This window comes from Pseudomonas sp. WS 5412 (assembly GCF_012985615.1).
Taxonomy (GTDB): Bacteria; Pseudomonadota; Gammaproteobacteria; order Pseudomonadales; family Pseudomonadaceae; genus Aquipseudomonas; species Aquipseudomonas shahriarae.
On the sequence record NZ_JAARMB010000007.1, the window covers coordinates 131665 to 145744 of the forward strand.

At 62.4% G+C, this 14080-nt stretch carries 13 protein-coding genes; 4 read left to right on the forward strand and 9 right to left on the reverse strand.

The window, feature by feature from the left end; translation table 11 throughout:
• The first annotated feature begins 60 nt into the window (after positions 1 to 60).
• A complete protein-coding gene (locus tag HBR94_RS11940) occupies positions 61 to 849 on the forward strand; it encodes an IclR family transcriptional regulator (RefSeq protein WP_170044850.1) in 789 nt (262 codons plus the stop codon).
• A 144-nt stretch (positions 850 to 993) separates the two neighbouring features.
• Here the strand turns inward: HBR94_RS11940 and HBR94_RS11945 are convergent, their stop codons facing one another.
• The 8 genes from HBR94_RS11945 to HBR94_RS11980 form a co-directional block, all read right to left on the reverse strand.
• Entirely contained in the window at positions 994 to 3534 is a 2541-nt protein-coding gene (locus tag HBR94_RS11945) for a LuxR C-terminal-related transcriptional regulator (RefSeq protein ID WP_170044851.1), read from the reverse strand.
• Positions 3535 to 3687: 153 nt separating this feature from the next.
• The gene (locus tag HBR94_RS11950; protein WP_169960569.1) at positions 3688 to 5055 is read right to left on the reverse strand and encodes a DUF1329 domain-containing protein; all 1368 of its coding nucleotides are present in this window, start codon (positions 5053 to 5055) and stop codon (positions 3688 to 3690) included.
• Positions 5056 to 5085: 30 nt separating this feature from the next.
• Positions 5086 to 6876 carry a DUF1302 domain-containing protein gene (locus HBR94_RS11955; RefSeq protein WP_120731682.1) on the reverse strand — a complete coding sequence of 597 codons (1791 nt, stop codon included), beginning with the start codon at positions 6874 to 6876 and terminating at the stop codon, positions 5086 to 5088.
• 483 nt (positions 6877 to 7359) lie between these two features.
• Positions 7360 to 8271 carry an SDR family oxidoreductase gene (locus HBR94_RS11960; RefSeq protein ID WP_169960570.1) on the reverse strand — a complete coding sequence of 304 codons (912 nt, stop codon included), beginning with the start codon at positions 8269 to 8271 and terminating at the stop codon, positions 7360 to 7362.
• Positions 8272 to 8469: 198 nt separating this feature from the next.
• The gene (locus HBR94_RS11965) at positions 8470 to 9414 is read right to left on the reverse strand and encodes an alpha/beta hydrolase (RefSeq protein WP_120731678.1); all 945 of its coding nucleotides are present in this window, start codon (positions 9412 to 9414) and stop codon (positions 8470 to 8472) included.
• A complete protein-coding gene (locus HBR94_RS11970) occupies positions 9414 to 10196 on the reverse strand; it encodes a class II aldolase/adducin family protein (RefSeq protein ID WP_057958329.1) in 783 nt (260 codons plus the stop codon). The genes HBR94_RS11965 and HBR94_RS11970 overlap by 1 nt, the downstream gene beginning before the upstream one ends.
• A 153-nt stretch (positions 10197 to 10349) precedes the next feature.
• Positions 10350 to 11036: an LrgB family protein gene (locus HBR94_RS11975; protein WP_057958328.1), complete on the reverse strand. Its 687-nt coding sequence runs from the start codon at positions 11034 to 11036 to the stop codon at positions 10350 to 10352.
• Entirely contained in the window at positions 11026 to 11418 is a 393-nt protein-coding gene (locus HBR94_RS11980; protein WP_120731676.1) for a CidA/LrgA family protein, read from the reverse strand. The genes HBR94_RS11975 and HBR94_RS11980 overlap by 11 nt, the downstream gene beginning before the upstream one ends.
• 92 nt (positions 11419 to 11510) lie before the next feature.
• On the opposite strand from HBR94_RS11980, the gene HBR94_RS11985 reads away from it, so the two are divergent.
• The gene (locus tag HBR94_RS11985) at positions 11511 to 12407 is read left to right on the forward strand and encodes a LysR family transcriptional regulator (protein ID WP_057437816.1); all 897 of its coding nucleotides are present in this window, start codon (positions 11511 to 11513) and stop codon (positions 12405 to 12407) included.
• On the opposite strand, the gene HBR94_RS11990 is transcribed toward HBR94_RS11985, so the two are convergent.
• Positions 12388 to 12843 carry a flavodoxin gene (locus HBR94_RS11990; RefSeq protein ID WP_057444540.1) on the reverse strand — a complete coding sequence of 152 codons (456 nt, stop codon included), beginning with the start codon at positions 12841 to 12843 and terminating at the stop codon, positions 12388 to 12390. The two genes, HBR94_RS11985 and HBR94_RS11990, sit on opposite strands and share 20 nt — an antisense overlap.
• Before the next feature lie 103 nt (positions 12844 to 12946).
• Here HBR94_RS11990 and HBR94_RS11995 point away from each other — a divergent pair, with 103 nt between their 5' ends.
• Positions 12947 to 13414, forward strand: a complete 468-nt coding sequence (locus HBR94_RS11995; RefSeq protein ID WP_057437813.1) for a PAS domain-containing protein — start codon at positions 12947 to 12949, stop codon at positions 13412 to 13414.
• 58 nt (positions 13415 to 13472) lie between these two features.
• Positions 13473 to 14078, forward strand: a complete 606-nt coding sequence (locus tag HBR94_RS12000; protein WP_115127440.1) for a hypothetical protein — start codon at positions 13473 to 13475, stop codon at positions 14076 to 14078.
• The last annotated feature ends 2 nt before the right edge of the window (positions 14079 to 14080 follow it).

Below are 14080 nucleotides of genomic sequence, written 5' to 3' on the forward strand. Positions count from 1 at the left end.
GCTCCGTATCGACCGTCAAGCTATAAAGACCGCCATTCGTCTTTCGGACACACGCTCTCCATGGAAAAGCCGCCCGCCCCCCGCGACACCGGTAAACAGAAAGTCCGCTCGGCCGAAGTCGGCACCGACATCCTCAAGGCCCTGGCCGAACTGTCGCCGGCCACATCCCTGTCGCGCCTGGCCGAGCACGTGCAGATGCCGGCCAGTAAGGTCCACCGCTACTTGCAGGCCCTGATTGCCTCGGGGTTTGCCGAACAGAACGCGGCCACCAACCATTACGGCCTGGGCCGCGAGGCCTTGCGCGTGGGGCTGGCGGCGCTGGGCAGCATGGACGTACTGAAAGTCGCCACCCTGCCCCTGGCGCAGCTGCGCGACGGGTTGAATGAAACCTGCTTTCTCGCGGTATGGGGCAACCACGGCGCGACCGTGGTGCATATCGAACCGGCGGTGCGTGCGGTCACGGTGGTGACGCAATTGGGCTCGGTGCTGCCGCTGCTCAGTTCCTCGACGGGCCTGGTGTTCAGCGCGTTTTTGCCTGAGCGCGAAACCGTTGACCTGCGCGCGCAGGAGATCCAGGCCGGCATCGCCCATGCGCTGGCGGACGACCAGGCGTATGTGCAGGCCTGTGAGCAGATTCGCCAGCGTGGCCTGCACTTTGTGCATGGTTTGCTGATGCCGGGGGTCGATGCGCTGTCGGCGCCGGTATTCAATGCGCTGGGGCAGGTGGTGGCGGTGATGACGGTGGTGGGGCCGACCTCGTTGTTCCATGCCGATGAAGATGGACCGGCGGCCCGGCAATTGCTGGCAGCGAGCCAGGCGGTGAGTTGGCGGATGGGTTATCAACCCTGACTCGCTGGAGCTGAATGCATGTGGGCTAATGTGGGAGCTGGCTTGCCTGCGATGGCGGTGGGTCAGTTGATACATTCTGCGACTCATACACCGCCATCGCAGGCAAGCCAGCTCCCACCTGTTGATCGGCGTTGCTGGGAGTAATCAGGCCATCAGGCCCAGGCTCTTGGCCTTGGCCACCGCCTGGGTGCGCCGCTCCACCCCCAATTTGCTGTGAATCCGCCGTGCATGGGTTTTCACCGTGTGCAGCGAGATAAACAACAGGTCGGCAATTTCCAGATTGGAGTTGCCCAGCGCGATCAGTTGCAACACTTCCAGCTCCCGTTGGCTCAACGGGTTTTCCCCCGGCGCCGCCACTGCCTCCTGAGGTTCAAGCCCCAATTCACTGAGCAACCCCGGCTGGCGCAGGCGCAGTTCACGCACCGCCTGCTGCACCTGACAGCGCGCCGCCAGGGCCAGACCGGTTTGCAGCGCACGCACCGCCAGCGCTTTCTCCCCCAGTTGCCAGGCCACCTCGCCCAGCACCAACTGCAACTCCACTTCCAGGCACTGCATGCCAGACTCGCGGGCGGTGTCGAGCAAGGCGGTGAGCCGCTGGATGGGGTGCTCGGCACGGCGTAGTTTGACCTGGGCCAGCACCAGCAGATACTCCAGCCGGGGGATCAACTCCAGGGTCGCCGGCGGCGCCTGCTTGGCGTGGGGGCCGTGATAATGGCGCAGCACCCGGCTGACCGCTTCCAGGGTCAGTTCGGCCCGCCCCTGCTGTAGCCAGAAATGCCCGCTGAGCAACAGCAACACCGCCCGGTACACCGTATCGGGCACCTGCCGGCGCTGCATCAGGCGCTCGGCGTCGCGCAGTTGGATAAACGCCTGGGCGTAGTCGCCGCGGTTGGCCGCCAGCATTGCCAACCCGAGGAAGCCATACAGCACGCGCTTGTCCTGGCTATGCAGGCACATGCCCAGGCCGGCTTCGATACATTCGGTGGCCAGGGCGTCCTGCCCCTGGCGCAGTGCCAGATGCCCTCGGCGCAAGGCAATCCGGCCCATCAGCGGCCCGGTCTTGAGACGCTGCTGGATCAACATGGCCTGCACGCCTTCCAGCAGGCTCTGGGCCCGGTACGGTGCGCCCCGCTGCTCCAGCAGTTGCGCATGATCCAGCTCCAGTAGCGCCTCCAGCAACAGCGAACCATGGGCCCGCGCCAGACACAGCGCCTCGCGGTTGAGGGCCTGGGCCACGTCCAGTTCGCCGCGCAACAGCGCTTGCTGGGTCAGCCCGGACAGGCACATCAGGCGCGACGTCCAGGCGCTGTCCGGCAGATCATTCAACGCATCGAGAAAGTGCGCACGGGCCCGCACCGCTTCGCCCCCCAGATGCAACAACCACCCCAACTGCGCCTGCCAGCGCGCCAGCAGATGCCGTTGCAAGGCGGCCGTGGGTTGCGGGGTGAAACGTGCCAGTTGATCAACACATTGCGCGGCCTGCTCGAAACGCCCGGCAAACAGCAAGGCGGCGGTGACCAGCCCCACCCGTTGCGCCGAGCCGAGCATCAACTCGTCACCGTGCTGCTCATGCAGGCGCAACAACAACACGGCGTTTTGCTGACGGAACAGGTCTTCGAAACTGAAGTGCTCCAACAGGCTGACCGCCGCTTCGTACTCCTCGGCCAACAGCGCTTGCTCGAACGCCGCCTGCCAATCCTGGGCCGCGCTGAACCATTGGCAGGCGCGCCGGTGCCAGGAGCGCCGGGCCGGCCAGGGTTCGTCGCGCAGCAACTGGGCCAGGGGGGTGAAGACCTGCAGCCAGTCCGGCGAGTCTTCCCAGGGCTCGATAAACGCCCCCAGGGCCTGAAGTTCACGCAGGTAGTCGGCGCCATCGCCAAAGCCAAACAGGTGTTCGCATAGCCCCTGGTTAAAACGTGGCAAGTGCGCCAGTACGCGCCAGGCCTCCTCCAGCTCTTCAGGCAGGGTGCTGAACAGCTCGTGCTGCAGATAGTCGAGTAGGGTCTGGGAACGCCCATGCCAGGCGCCGCTGTCGGGATGGCTGTCGCCTTCCAGCAGGGCAATACGCACGCCAGCGCACCAACCGGCGCTGAATTGCAGGACCTTGTCGGCAGTCTGCCCGGCGGCGGCGTGATGCTCGAGCAGTTGCTGGACCTCGCGCTGATCGAACGCCAACTCGGTGCCGCCGCACTCCCACAATTCATCATCGAGCAACAGCCGCGGCCAATTGCAGGCCGGTCGGCGCCGCGCCCCCAGCCACCAGACCAAGGCCGGGCTGCTGGCCGTCAGCACCCGATCGAGCAAGGCATCCAGGGCTGGTGCCGACACCCGGCAATAGTCATCGAGAAACAGCCAGGCCGGCGCTTGCCAGCGGCTCAGGTCCAGCAGCAAGCTGGCTTCATCGACAAACGCGAGGCCCAGGCTTTGGGCCAGGCGCTGGCAGAAATCCAGCGGGGCCAAAGCCGCGCCATTGAGCGGCAACCAATACACCTGGCAGCTCGCCGGGGCCTGCAGGGCACATTCGGCCAACAAGGCGCTCTTGCCGCTGCCGGCCGGCGCGCACAGCAACCGGACCCGCGCCTCGGTACCCCGCAACGGCTCGGCCAGGCGTGGGCGCAGCAAATGGTGGGAAGACAGACGTGGCATGAATCCAGGACGATCCAGGCGACGGGTCATGGCGGTCATTACAGCGTCCCTTTTTTATTGTTATGCGGCGTGCGGACTACCGTAGTCCTGTCAATGGGCGTTGTTGAAGAAGTATTCAGCGGGCTGATTGCCGAGCATAAAAAAGCCGGGCTTCATGTGAGCCCGGCACAGGATTGGGTTTACAACCTCAGGTCAGCGTACGCCCGAGGCGCGCAAGGCCGCCGGGGTGTAGTCCGCTGCCTTGGCGTTGAAGCCGAACACAAAGCTGCTCTTCTCCTCGTTCTTCATGCCCAGGGCGATGTAGCGCCCGGCGATGATGTCGTACAGGGTCTCGACCGTGTAGGCCGGGGTCTGGTGGTTGTAGTAGAACTGCGCATGGCCTTCGGCAACGCGCCACAGTTGGCCACGGCCGTCGTAGTGATCCACCAGCGCCACTTGCCAGCTGTCTTCGTCGATGTACATGTGGCGCTTGGCATAGATGTGCCGTTCGTTGGGCTTGACCGTGCCGACCACTTCCCAGACCCGGTGCAGTTCATAGCGGGTCAGGTCCTGGTTGATATGGCCGGCCTTGATGATGTCGTCGTACTTGAGGGATGGCGAGTCGAGCTTGTAGGCGTTGTAGGGAATGTACATTTCCTTCTTGCCCACCAGCTTCCAGTCGTAGCGGTCTGGCGCGCCGGAGAACATGTCGAAGTTATCCGAGGTGCGCAGGCCGTCGGACGCGGTACCCGGCCCGTCGTAGGCCACTTGCGGTGCACGGCGCACGCGGCGTTGACCGGCGTTGTAGATCCACGCCAGGCGCGGTTCCTTCACCTGGTCGAGGGTTTCGTGCACCAGCAGCACGTTACCCGCCAGGCGGGCGGGCGCGGTGACCGACTGTTTGAAGAAGGTCAGCACGTTGGCGCCCTTGGCCGGGTCCATGTCCGGGATCAGTTGCGGCACCGCCACTTCTTCTTCGAAGCGGATCGGCGTGTAGCTGCCGTTGGTCTGCGGTGTGGCCTGGGTGATGATGCGCCGCAGGTTGCCGCCGTGGTAACGGGTGATGTGGTTCCACAACACCTCGACGCCATTCTTCGGAATCGGGAAGGCGTAATAGCGGTTGCCGGTGAAGTTTTCCAAGCCGTTGCCGTCGTTGATCGACTTGACGTTGAGCGCGCTGCGCTTGATCGACTCGTAGATATCGTCGGGCAGGTTGACCGTGCGGTGAGTGGTGTAGACCGGGATTTTGTAGGTCTCGGGATAACGCTTGAACATCGCCACCTGGCCGTCCGAGAGTTTGTCCTTGTACTTGTCGACCGTGGCCGCAGTGATCACGAACAGCGGTTTTTCATTGGCAAACGGGTCGGCCAAAAAGCCCTTGCTGTCCACCGCACCGGCGTTTTTCGGGATGCCGCCGGTCCAGGCCGGGATCGAGCCATCGGCGTTACCGGCCTTCTCCGCCCCCACCGGGGTCAAGGTGGTCCCCAGCTTGGCGGCTTCCTGCGGTGACACCGCGGCCATCACGTTGGCGGCCAACAGGCCGAGGGCCAGCACACCGCACTGCAAAATCGTCTTACGCATGGTTGTTGTCCTTGTTCTTTTTTAGCCGAATCAGAAGTTCACGCCGAAGCTGAGGGCGAGGAAGTCACGGTCGGTCAGGGTGTTGTAGTCACCGCCAAAAAAGTCGGTGTAGCTCAGGCTCGCGGTGTAGGTGTTGCGGTAGTCCGCATCGACCCCGACGCTGAGCGCCTTGGCCCCTTCGTTGAACAGGCCGTTGGGGCCGTAGCCCTTGACGTCATGGGACCAGGACAGGTTGGGCTTAAGGTTGATCCCGGCGATCACGTTGTTGTAGTCGAGGATCGCCCGGGCCCGATAACCCCAGGAGGTCGCGGTGACGAAGCCGTCGGTGTCACCGCCAAAGCCGTATTGGCCATAGACCGAATCGCGGCCGTAGCGCAGCTTGGTTTTGTTCTCCAGCCCGCCGACCCGCACGATGGCCGCCTCGCCCACCACGGTCAGGCGTTCGGCGCCCAGCACCTGGTCGAAAAACTGGGTCATGGTGGTCTGGAACTGGGTAATTTCCTTGCGCCGGTAGCCGATGTTGTCGGCGCCAAATGAGCTCCTGATAGGTGACACGGTGTTACCGGCAATCGGGTTGACCAGGGCCAGGGTCAGGTCAGTGGTGTTGAGTTGCACGGGGGCGTTGGGGCGGTAGCTGATTTCCCCGGTCCAGGCCGTGCCGGTGGGCAGGGTCGTGGAAAAGCTGGCGCCGTACAGGCGGATATCTTCGGGGTAATCCAGGTAGTACTGGCCGCGCCCGAGCATCACGCTCTGCGCCAGGCCGGCGCCACTGCCGGGGGCAATGCCGTTGGCGGTATTGATGATATTGCCGATGGTCGCCAGGTTGGTGTTGGCCGTGAGGGTGCCCACCGTCGGTGTGCGGCTGTGGTAGTTCATGAAGTACAGGCCGTACTCGGTGTCATCGCCCAACCAGCGCAAGGCCATGCCGAACTGCCCGGAATCCCGGGCGTCACGGTCGGCGGCGCGGCGTACGATCACCCCTTCATTGGTTACGCCAAAACCCTGGCCGAACGCGGCAGCGACCGGTTGCAGCGGGCGGATCGCCGGGCTGCCAACGGTGTAGTTGTCGGTGCAGCCATCGGCCGCCACGTCGCCACCAAAGTAGGTGCCGCAGTTATCCAGCACGGTCTGGTCCCATTCCAACTGGTAGAAACCTTCCACAGTCAGTTGGTTGGTCAGGCCCTGGGAGGCGAACAGCATGTTGACTGGAATCAGGCCCTCCTTGATCTCGGCGCCCGGCCGGCGGAAGGCCGAGACGTCAATGGGGTTGATGCTGTTGATGGAGTTGCCGATGAAGGTACTTTCGCCCCAACTGACCACCTGTTTACCGGCGCGCACGGTGCCCGGCAGGTCGCCCAGGGAATAGTTGTGATAGACGAAGGCATCGAGGATCTGCGCACCGCTGGACTTGGAGCCTTCCTTGCGGTTGTGGTCGCTGATCGGCTTGAACTCGCGGTCTTCGTCCTTGAGTTCGAAGTCGTACCAGTATTTGCCCCGCACAAACACACCGGTATCGCCGTACTTGAGTTCCAGGTCGTGCAGGCCCTTGAAGATTTTCGAGAAGGTTTCGCCCTTCTTGAAGTTCAAGCGCCCGTCATCCCCGGTGGAGGCCTGGCCACTGCCGCCGTTGACCGTCCCCACCAGCTTGCGGTCGGCATCGCGCATGCCCCAACTGGCCCCGACCGACAGCGATGAATCGAATTGACCCTCGATCTCGCCGATATTGAATGAAACAGCCTGCGCCTGAACGCAGCAGCCCAAAGCAACCGCAGCGGCCAGCGCCTGTGGCCTGAAGATGGCGCGCATTGTTGTTTTTGTCATGCGTCTTCCCCGGTGGTGTGACAGAAGGCCCCACCCTACTGCCCGCCAGCAGGAGCGATAAGCGCACCAAGGAGGTATTCGTTGTGTCGCTCGAAAGGATTAGCGCAGGCTCTAGCGTGGGTATCGGCGGGGCTATGGACGCAGTGGATGGAGCGCCATCAAGAGAATGGATACCCCCGCCCGGCAGGGGCGCCACTGTTGTTGTTTTGGTAACAGTCCTTGTCCTGAATCAGTGTTTTTCATTCTGTTACAACGGACTATTCTTGCCGGGCTTTCAAGGCAAACCGCCTGCTTCACGAAAGCCAGTTCTGGATGGATTGAAGCTTATTTTCAGTCTGTTAACGGTGTTCACTGACGTTGATTTGTAGCTCCTTGATCCAACGTCTTACTTCGGCCGCTGCTTTTGCAGCGGCCTTTTTTATGCCTGAAACAAAGCGGGGCGCTCTCAGCGCCCCGCAGGATTAAATGTTTTTCAGGTAACGATCACAGGCTGTACTTCTGCAGGTTGTCCATCATCTCTTTCAAGGCTTCGATATTGTCCTTGGGATGGGCCGCCCCTTCAAAGTCGCAGATCTGCTGCCAGTGCGCCGCCACATCCTCTGGCGAGAAGCCAGCCTCAGGATCAAAGCCTACGCCCAGGCTGCGTTCCCAGCGGGTCTTGCCGATCCAGCCGCCGCCCACTTCAAACAGCCCCGAGGTTTCCTGGCAGGTCTCGCTGCCCAGGTACACCACCAGCGGGCTGACCAGCTCGGGCTTGAGTCGCTCGAACACCTGCGGCGGAATCAACCCTTCAGTCATGCGCGTGCCGCCAGTGGGCGCGATGGCGTTGACCAGGATGTTGTGCTTGCGCCCTTCCAACGCCAGGGTGCGGGTCAGGCCATACAGGCCGAGCTTGGCCATGCCGTAGTTGGACTGGCCGAAGTTGCCGTAGATGCCTGAAGTGGACGCGGTGAAAATCACCCGGCCGTAGCCTTGCTCGCGCATATGCCGCCAGGCGGCGCGGGTCACTTTGTAGGCGCCTTCGACGTGCACGCGGTACACCAGGTCCCAGTCGCTGTCCTCCATCTTGTGGAAGGTCTTGTCCCGCAGGATCCCGGCGTTGTTCACCACCACGTCGATGCGGCCAAACACGTCGAGGGCGTGTTGCACGATCTTTTCGCCGTCGGTCACCGAATCGTGATTGGCCTCGGCAATGCCGCCGGCCTCACGAATCTCGGCCACTACGCGGTCGGCCGCCGAGGCGTTGGCGCCTTCGCCCTGAGTCGAGCCGCCAAGGTCGTTGACCAGTACCTTGGCCCCGTGCCTGGCGAACAGCAGCGCATGGGCACGGCCCAAACCACCCCCGGCCCCGGTGACGATCACGACTTTATCTTGGAACTGCACAGACTCACTCATAGGGAACTCCAGCGAAGACAGTGGACGATGGCTTGAGTGTCAGGCACCGGGCTTGTGGTCACAATAAATACGGGCGGGGGTGAATGGTGCGCAATAAGGCACGGGGATGATTGAACTGATGCAGGAGATAGCTTGTGTGGCAGTTGGCTTATGTGGGAACTGGCTTGCCTGCGATTGCATCACCTCGGTACAACTGATTTACCGAGGTGTACCCATCGCAGGCAAGCCAGCTCCTACACAAGCCAGTTCCCATAGCGGGTCTTTGCTGTTGCCGATGCCGTCGCGAAATGCCAGGTAATGCTTGAGCACCTGCACCGGCGCCTCGATCTGCGGGTAGTGGCCGATATTGGCCAGCAACACCGTGTCGGCGTCCGGTATCAACTCGCGGTAACGCGCGACCATGTGCGCGCCGGAGACCGGATCGACTTCGCCATCGATCACCCGCAACGGCACTTCGCCGCGCTGCATGGCCGCCACCCAGCGCTCACGCTGGCGACGGCGCTGGGGAATGTAGGCGATGAGTTTGTGCAGGATCCGCGGGCCGTCGTTGTTTTCGATCAAGCTCCAGAAATCATCCAGGGCACTTTCGCTGGGACGGGTGTCGGGGCCGAAGATCTGCTTGAAGCTGTCGGCCAGGGCGTTGCGCCCGAATGCGCGACCGATCATCCACCCCAGGGGGCTGAGCAAGAGTTTTTGTACCAGCGCCGCGCGGTGGGTCTCGGGGAACAGCCCGCCATTGAGAAATACACAACTGGCCAGTTGAAAACGACCTTCGTAGTGCCGGGCGAGCAGTTCCTGGGCCACGCTGTCGCCGTAGTCATGGGCCATGACATGCACCGGCTGTTGAATCCGCAGATGGGCCAGCAGCGCCTGTTGCAGGTCGGCCTGTTCCAGCAGGCAATAAGTGTGGTCCAGGGGCTTGGCCGAGTCGCCGAAGCCGAGCATGTCGCAGGCGATCACCTGATAACGCTGGGCCAGGGGCTGCCAGAGGTAATGCCAGTCCCAACTGGCGCTGGGGAAACCGTGGATCAGCAGCAAGGGCTCGCCCTGCCCGGCCACCCAATAACGCAGGGGCTGCCCGCGAAAGACAAAACTCTGCCCGCGCTTGCGCCAGGCGCTCAGGGGGATCTCGGCCAGTGGCATCAGAGTCGGTATCCTGGGTCTTGTTGGTCGAGCTTGCGCAGCAATGCCGGCCAGGCCAGCGCACCGCCCATGCCTTGGGCGCTCTTGGTCACCCCAGCAATCATCGCCTTGGCCCCCGCCAGAATCTGCGGCTCGATGGCAATCAATTCCGCACCGCCGTTTTGCGCCAGCACCTGGATATCGCAGGCGCGCTGGAAGGTGAACATCATCAGGAACGTATCGGCGATGGTCGCACCGCAGGTCAACAGGCCATGGTTGTGCAGCATCAGGAAATTGTTCGGCCCCAGGTCGGCCTGCAGGCGGGCCTTTTCCTCGTGGTTCAGCGCTACGCCTTCGTAGGCGTGATAGGCCAGGCTCGACAGCACGAACAGCGATTGCTGGCTGATGGGCAGCACGCCCTGCTTCTGCGCCGATACGGCCACACCGGCCGCCGTGTGGGTGTGCAGCACGCAGACCACGTCGTGGCGTACTTCGTGTACCGCGCTGTGGATGGTGTAGCCGGCCGGGTTGATCTCGTAGGGGCTGTCCATCAACTTGTTGCCGGCCTGGTCGACCTTGACCAGGCTGGAGGCGGTGATTTCGTGGAACATCAGCCCGAACGGGTTGATCAGGAAGTCTTCGGTGCCCGGCACCTTGGCCGAGATATGGGTAAAAATCAGATCATCCCAGCCATGCAGGGCCACCAGGCGATAGCAGGCGGCCAGGTCGATACGGGCCTGCCATTCGGCGGCGCTGACCTGGTCTTTCACACTCTGTGTCGATTGAACGGGGGCTAGGCTCACGGCAATGACCTCGACGCTGTGGTGTTCTTATTATTTTTTTAGGGTGATGGGCCAGTCTAGTCAGACCTCGGGGCAGCCGTAGTTGCGTTGGCAGCCAGCTTGATGACCGAGCGAGTCAACTACGAGGATAGTTCATATTCGTACAACAAGGTGTCAGAGAAGCGACGCCAATAAAGGCGCGGCAAACAGGTTGAGCAAACCGGTCAGGACCATCACCAGTCCGGCCACCGAGCCCTCCTCGCCCCCCACTTCATGGGCACGGCTGACGCCCGCACCGTGGGCGCCCACGCCAAACAACGCGCCCCGCGCCAGGGCACTGCGCAGCGGCAACCACTTGAGCAGTACCCCGCCGAGCATGGCGCCGAACACACCGGTGAACATCACAAATACTGCCGTCAGCTCCGGTACACCGCCCAAGTCATGGGCCAGGGGCATGGCAAAGGGCGTGGTGATCGAGCGTGGCACCAACGACATCGTGACCGAACTGTCCAGGGCCAGGGCCTTGGCCAGGCCAAATGAGGTGCCAATGGATGCCGCGCTACCCGCCAGCATCCCCAGCAGCAACGCCGACCAGTGCCGCATCAATAACTGGCGCTGCTGCCAGATCGGAATGGCGAACGCCACCGTGACCGGCCCCAGTACCAGCATCAGCCAATGGGTGTCGGTGGAGTACTCGGCATAGGCGGTGTTCAGTGGCACGGCCACCGCCAGCAGCAGCGCGGGCACAAGAATCAGTGGCGACAGCAGGTAGCGCCCGGTACGCCGATAGATCCAGCGGCTGAAACCATAGGCCACCAGGGTCAGGGCCAGCCAGAACAGCGGCATCAGTTCAAGCTTCATGGCGCAACTTCCAGCGGCAGACCAGTTCGACGGTAAACGCCGTGACCAGCATCACCATCAGGGTACTGAGGGCGATCACCAGCATGATCCGCCAGCCGTCATGGCGCATCAGGCCGCCGTAATCGAGCAGGCTCATCAGCGCCGGGATAAAGAACAGCAGCATCTCTGCCATCAGCAGGCCAGCGCCCAATTGCAGGGCCGCCGGTTTGATCAGGCCGCTGGCGAACACCAGCAACAGCAAGCCCAGGCCAATCACCCCGCCAGGGATCGGCCAGGCCAGCCACACGGCCACTTGGCAGCCCAGCAAGTAAATCGCCAGCAATACCAGCAACTCAACCAGCAGCCGGCCCAGATGTTTGAAGGTTAAGCGTTTAGTAGACATAGGTTCCTCGCAGGCCTTCATTTTAAAGAGCCGCGTGGCATACCCGAAGCGAATTGTTAGACTGCAAGCCATTCCAAACAGGAATTACCGCAATGGAATTCAAACAACTGCGCAGTTTTATCGAAGTGGTCCACCGTGGCGGGTTTACCCAGGCCGGGAAAACCTTGCATATCAGCCAGTCCGCCGTGAGCAAGCAAGTGGCGCAACTGGAGCAAAGCCTGGGCACGCCGCTGCTCGACCGCATTGGCTCCCAGGTGCGCCTGACCGCCGCCGGGCAGGTGGTGCTGCAACGGGCCGAAGCCATGTTGCGCCTGCAAACCGAGCTGCTGAGCGAGCTGGACGACTTGAATCAACTCACCCGTGGCGAGTTGCGCATGGGCCTGCCGCAGTTGGGGGGCGACACCCTGTTTGCCGGGCTGTTTGCCGAATATCGCCGGCGCTACCCCAATGTCAGCATCCAATTGCTCGAAGGCGGCAGCCGCAATATTGAGCAGGCGATCCTCGCGGGTGAGCTGGACGTCGGCGGCAGCCTGCTGCCCACCGATCCGGCTTTCGCCTGGCAAGCTTTCTGTGATGAACCCCTGGATGCGCTGCTGCCCGTGGACCACCCACTGGCGCAGCACACAGAGATTGGCCTTGAGGAGTTGGCCGACACGCCATTTTTGATGTACCAGCGCAGCTTTGTGCTCAATGACCGGCTACTCCAGGCCTGCCAGCAACTGGGCTTCACACCCCGGGAAAGTGGGCGCAGTGGCCAGGCGGACTTTCTGGTGGCACTGGTGGCCGCCGGCCAGGGCGTGGTGCTTCTGCCCAGCGTGGTCGCACGTGGGCTGGAACGTCCCGGCGTGGTGCGCCTGACACTCAGGGCACCGCAATTCCTACGTTGGGATATCGCCTTTATCTGGCGCAAGGGCGCCTATCTGTCGAAAGCCGCCCTGGCCTGGCTGGCGCTGCTGCGCGAATACCCGATCAGCCGCGCAGTGCGCTGACCAACTCTGCCAGCCATGGCTCCGCGTCAGCTTCCGGGGTGACGCTTTCGCTGGCATCCAGGCGCAGCATTGGCAGGACTTCGCGCACGCCCAATTCGCCGAACAGCTCACGCATCTGCTCGCCGCCGCCACAGAAGGTGTCGCCGTAGCTGGCGTCGCCCAGGCCGATCACCGCGCCAGGCAAACCGCGCCAGGCGGCGGGCAGTTGGTCGCGGATCATCGAATACAGCGGCATCAGGTTGTCCGGCAGTTCGCCCATGCCGGTGGTGGAGGTGACGGCCAGAAAGGCGTCCGGGGCGAAGGCCTGCACATCGGCCAGGGTCGCCCGCGGGTTATGCCAGGCCTCGAAACCGGCTGCATTGAGGATACCCATGGCGTGGCGGGCAACTTCTTCTGCCGTGCCATAGACCGAGCCGGAAAGGATGGCGACTTTCATCAATCTGATCCTGTAGTTGAGTGAAAACCTGGGATATTAACAGTTGGCAGCCGGGTGGGTTGCCCTACACTAAGAAATCGACAAACACGCTATGGATCGCTCAATGATCAACGCCAAGCTCATGCAAATGGTGGTCAATGCCTCCAACGACGGGATTGTCGTGGCGGAACGGGAAGGCAAGGACAAGCCGCTGATTTACGTGAACCCCGCCTTCGAACGCATGACCGGCTACAACCTGGACGACGTCCTTTATCAGGATTGCCGCTTCCTGCAATCGGGTGACCGCGACCAGCCGGCCCTGATGGCCATTCGCGAAGCCCTTGACAGTGGCGGCGCATGCCGGGAAATCCTGCGCAACTACCGCAAGGACGGCACGCATTTCTGGAATGAACTGTCATTATCGACGGTTTATAACCAGGCCGATCAGCAGACTTACTTCGTCGGCGTGCAAAAAGATGTCACGGTTCAGGTCAAGGCCCAGCAGCGTGTGACCCAGCTGGAAGCCCAGGTAGCAGCACTTACGGCCGAGTTGGCAACGCTCCGGGCGACGAGCGGATCTAACAAACTTTAGAAAATATGGTCTTTAGGGTGATAATCAGTTTAATCACGCATTTCCTTGAGCCACATCAATGCAACGCGACGCGCTTTTGACCCAGGACGAGCTGGATTTCATCCAGAACATGCACCACAACCCGCAGCTGAATGTGCGGGATGTGTCGTCGAGCCTGACGGTCAACGGTGGCGCGCAGATCCGCGACCTGCTTACGCGCCTGGCGGCCCATGAGCAGGTGACGATCCAGGCGCAGTTCGATAACCAGCAAATGACCTTTCCACTGCAACTGGTGGAAGACGAGTTCCATGCCGTGCACTTGCGTCTTGGGGTGCCGAGTATTTTCGAGGATGGGCCGATGATCCGGCCCTGGCGCCTGGTGCTTGAAGAGCCGGTCGCCCTGGAAAACGTCAGGGGTCAGCCGGGAGCGTTGTGGGTGCATGAAGTGTCGTTCAAGGGCCTGCTGGTGCAGTGTCGCGGCCGCAGCAAACCACCGCGCACGTTCTCGATGTGGTTCAGCCCCTCCGGCTACGAACGGATTGCCGTGCGTGGCACGTTAGAGCGCGAAACGGCTCGCGGCCTGTTTGCCTACCGCTTGAGCCAGGGTGATGCGGATGAAACCGAGCGCCTGCGTCAGTTCATCCTGCAACAGCATCGCCTGGCCCACCCCGAAGTGCATGCCTGATC

Bases quoted from the DNA above. Each gene is read 5' to 3' on its own strand.
- HBR94_RS11975 (WP_057958328.1), bottom strand. From the start codon at position 11,036: ATGAAGCTTGAACTGATGCCGCTGTTCTGGCTGGCCCTGACCCTGGTG.
- HBR94_RS12000 (WP_115127440.1), top strand. From the start codon at position 13,473: ATGCAACGCGACGCGCTTTTGACCCAGGACGAGCTGGATTTCATCCAG.
- HBR94_RS11945 (WP_170044851.1), bottom strand. From the start codon at position 3,534: ATGACCGCCATGACCCGTCGCCTGGATCGTCCTGGATTCATGCCACGT.
- HBR94_RS11955 (WP_120731682.1), bottom strand. From the start codon at position 6,876: ATGACAAAAACAACAATGCGCGCCATCTTCAGGCCACAGGCGCTGGCC.
- HBR94_RS11995 (WP_057437813.1), top strand. From the start codon at position 12,947: ATGATCAACGCCAAGCTCATGCAAATGGTGGTCAATGCCTCCAACGAC.
- HBR94_RS11990 (WP_057444540.1), bottom strand. From the start codon at position 12,843: ATGAAAGTCGCCATCCTTTCCGGCTCGGTCTATGGCACGGCAGAAGAA.
- HBR94_RS11965 (WP_120731678.1), bottom strand. From the start codon at position 9,414: ATGCCACTGGCCGAGATCCCCCTGAGCGCCTGGCGCAAGCGCGGGCAG.
- HBR94_RS11985 (WP_057437816.1), top strand. From the start codon at position 11,511: ATGGAATTCAAACAACTGCGCAGTTTTATCGAAGTGGTCCACCGTGGC.
- HBR94_RS11960 (WP_169960570.1), bottom strand. From the start codon at position 8,271: ATGAGTGAGTCTGTGCAGTTCCAAGATAAAGTCGTGATCGTCACCGGG.
- HBR94_RS11980 (WP_120731676.1), bottom strand. From the start codon at position 11,418: ATGTCTACTAAACGCTTAACCTTCAAACATCTGGGCCGGCTGCTGGTT.
- HBR94_RS11950 (WP_169960569.1), bottom strand. From the start codon at position 5,055: ATGCGTAAGACGATTTTGCAGTGCGGTGTGCTGGCCCTCGGCCTGTTG.
- HBR94_RS11940 (WP_170044850.1), top strand. From the start codon at position 61: ATGGAAAAGCCGCCCGCCCCCCGCGACACCGGTAAACAGAAAGTCCGC.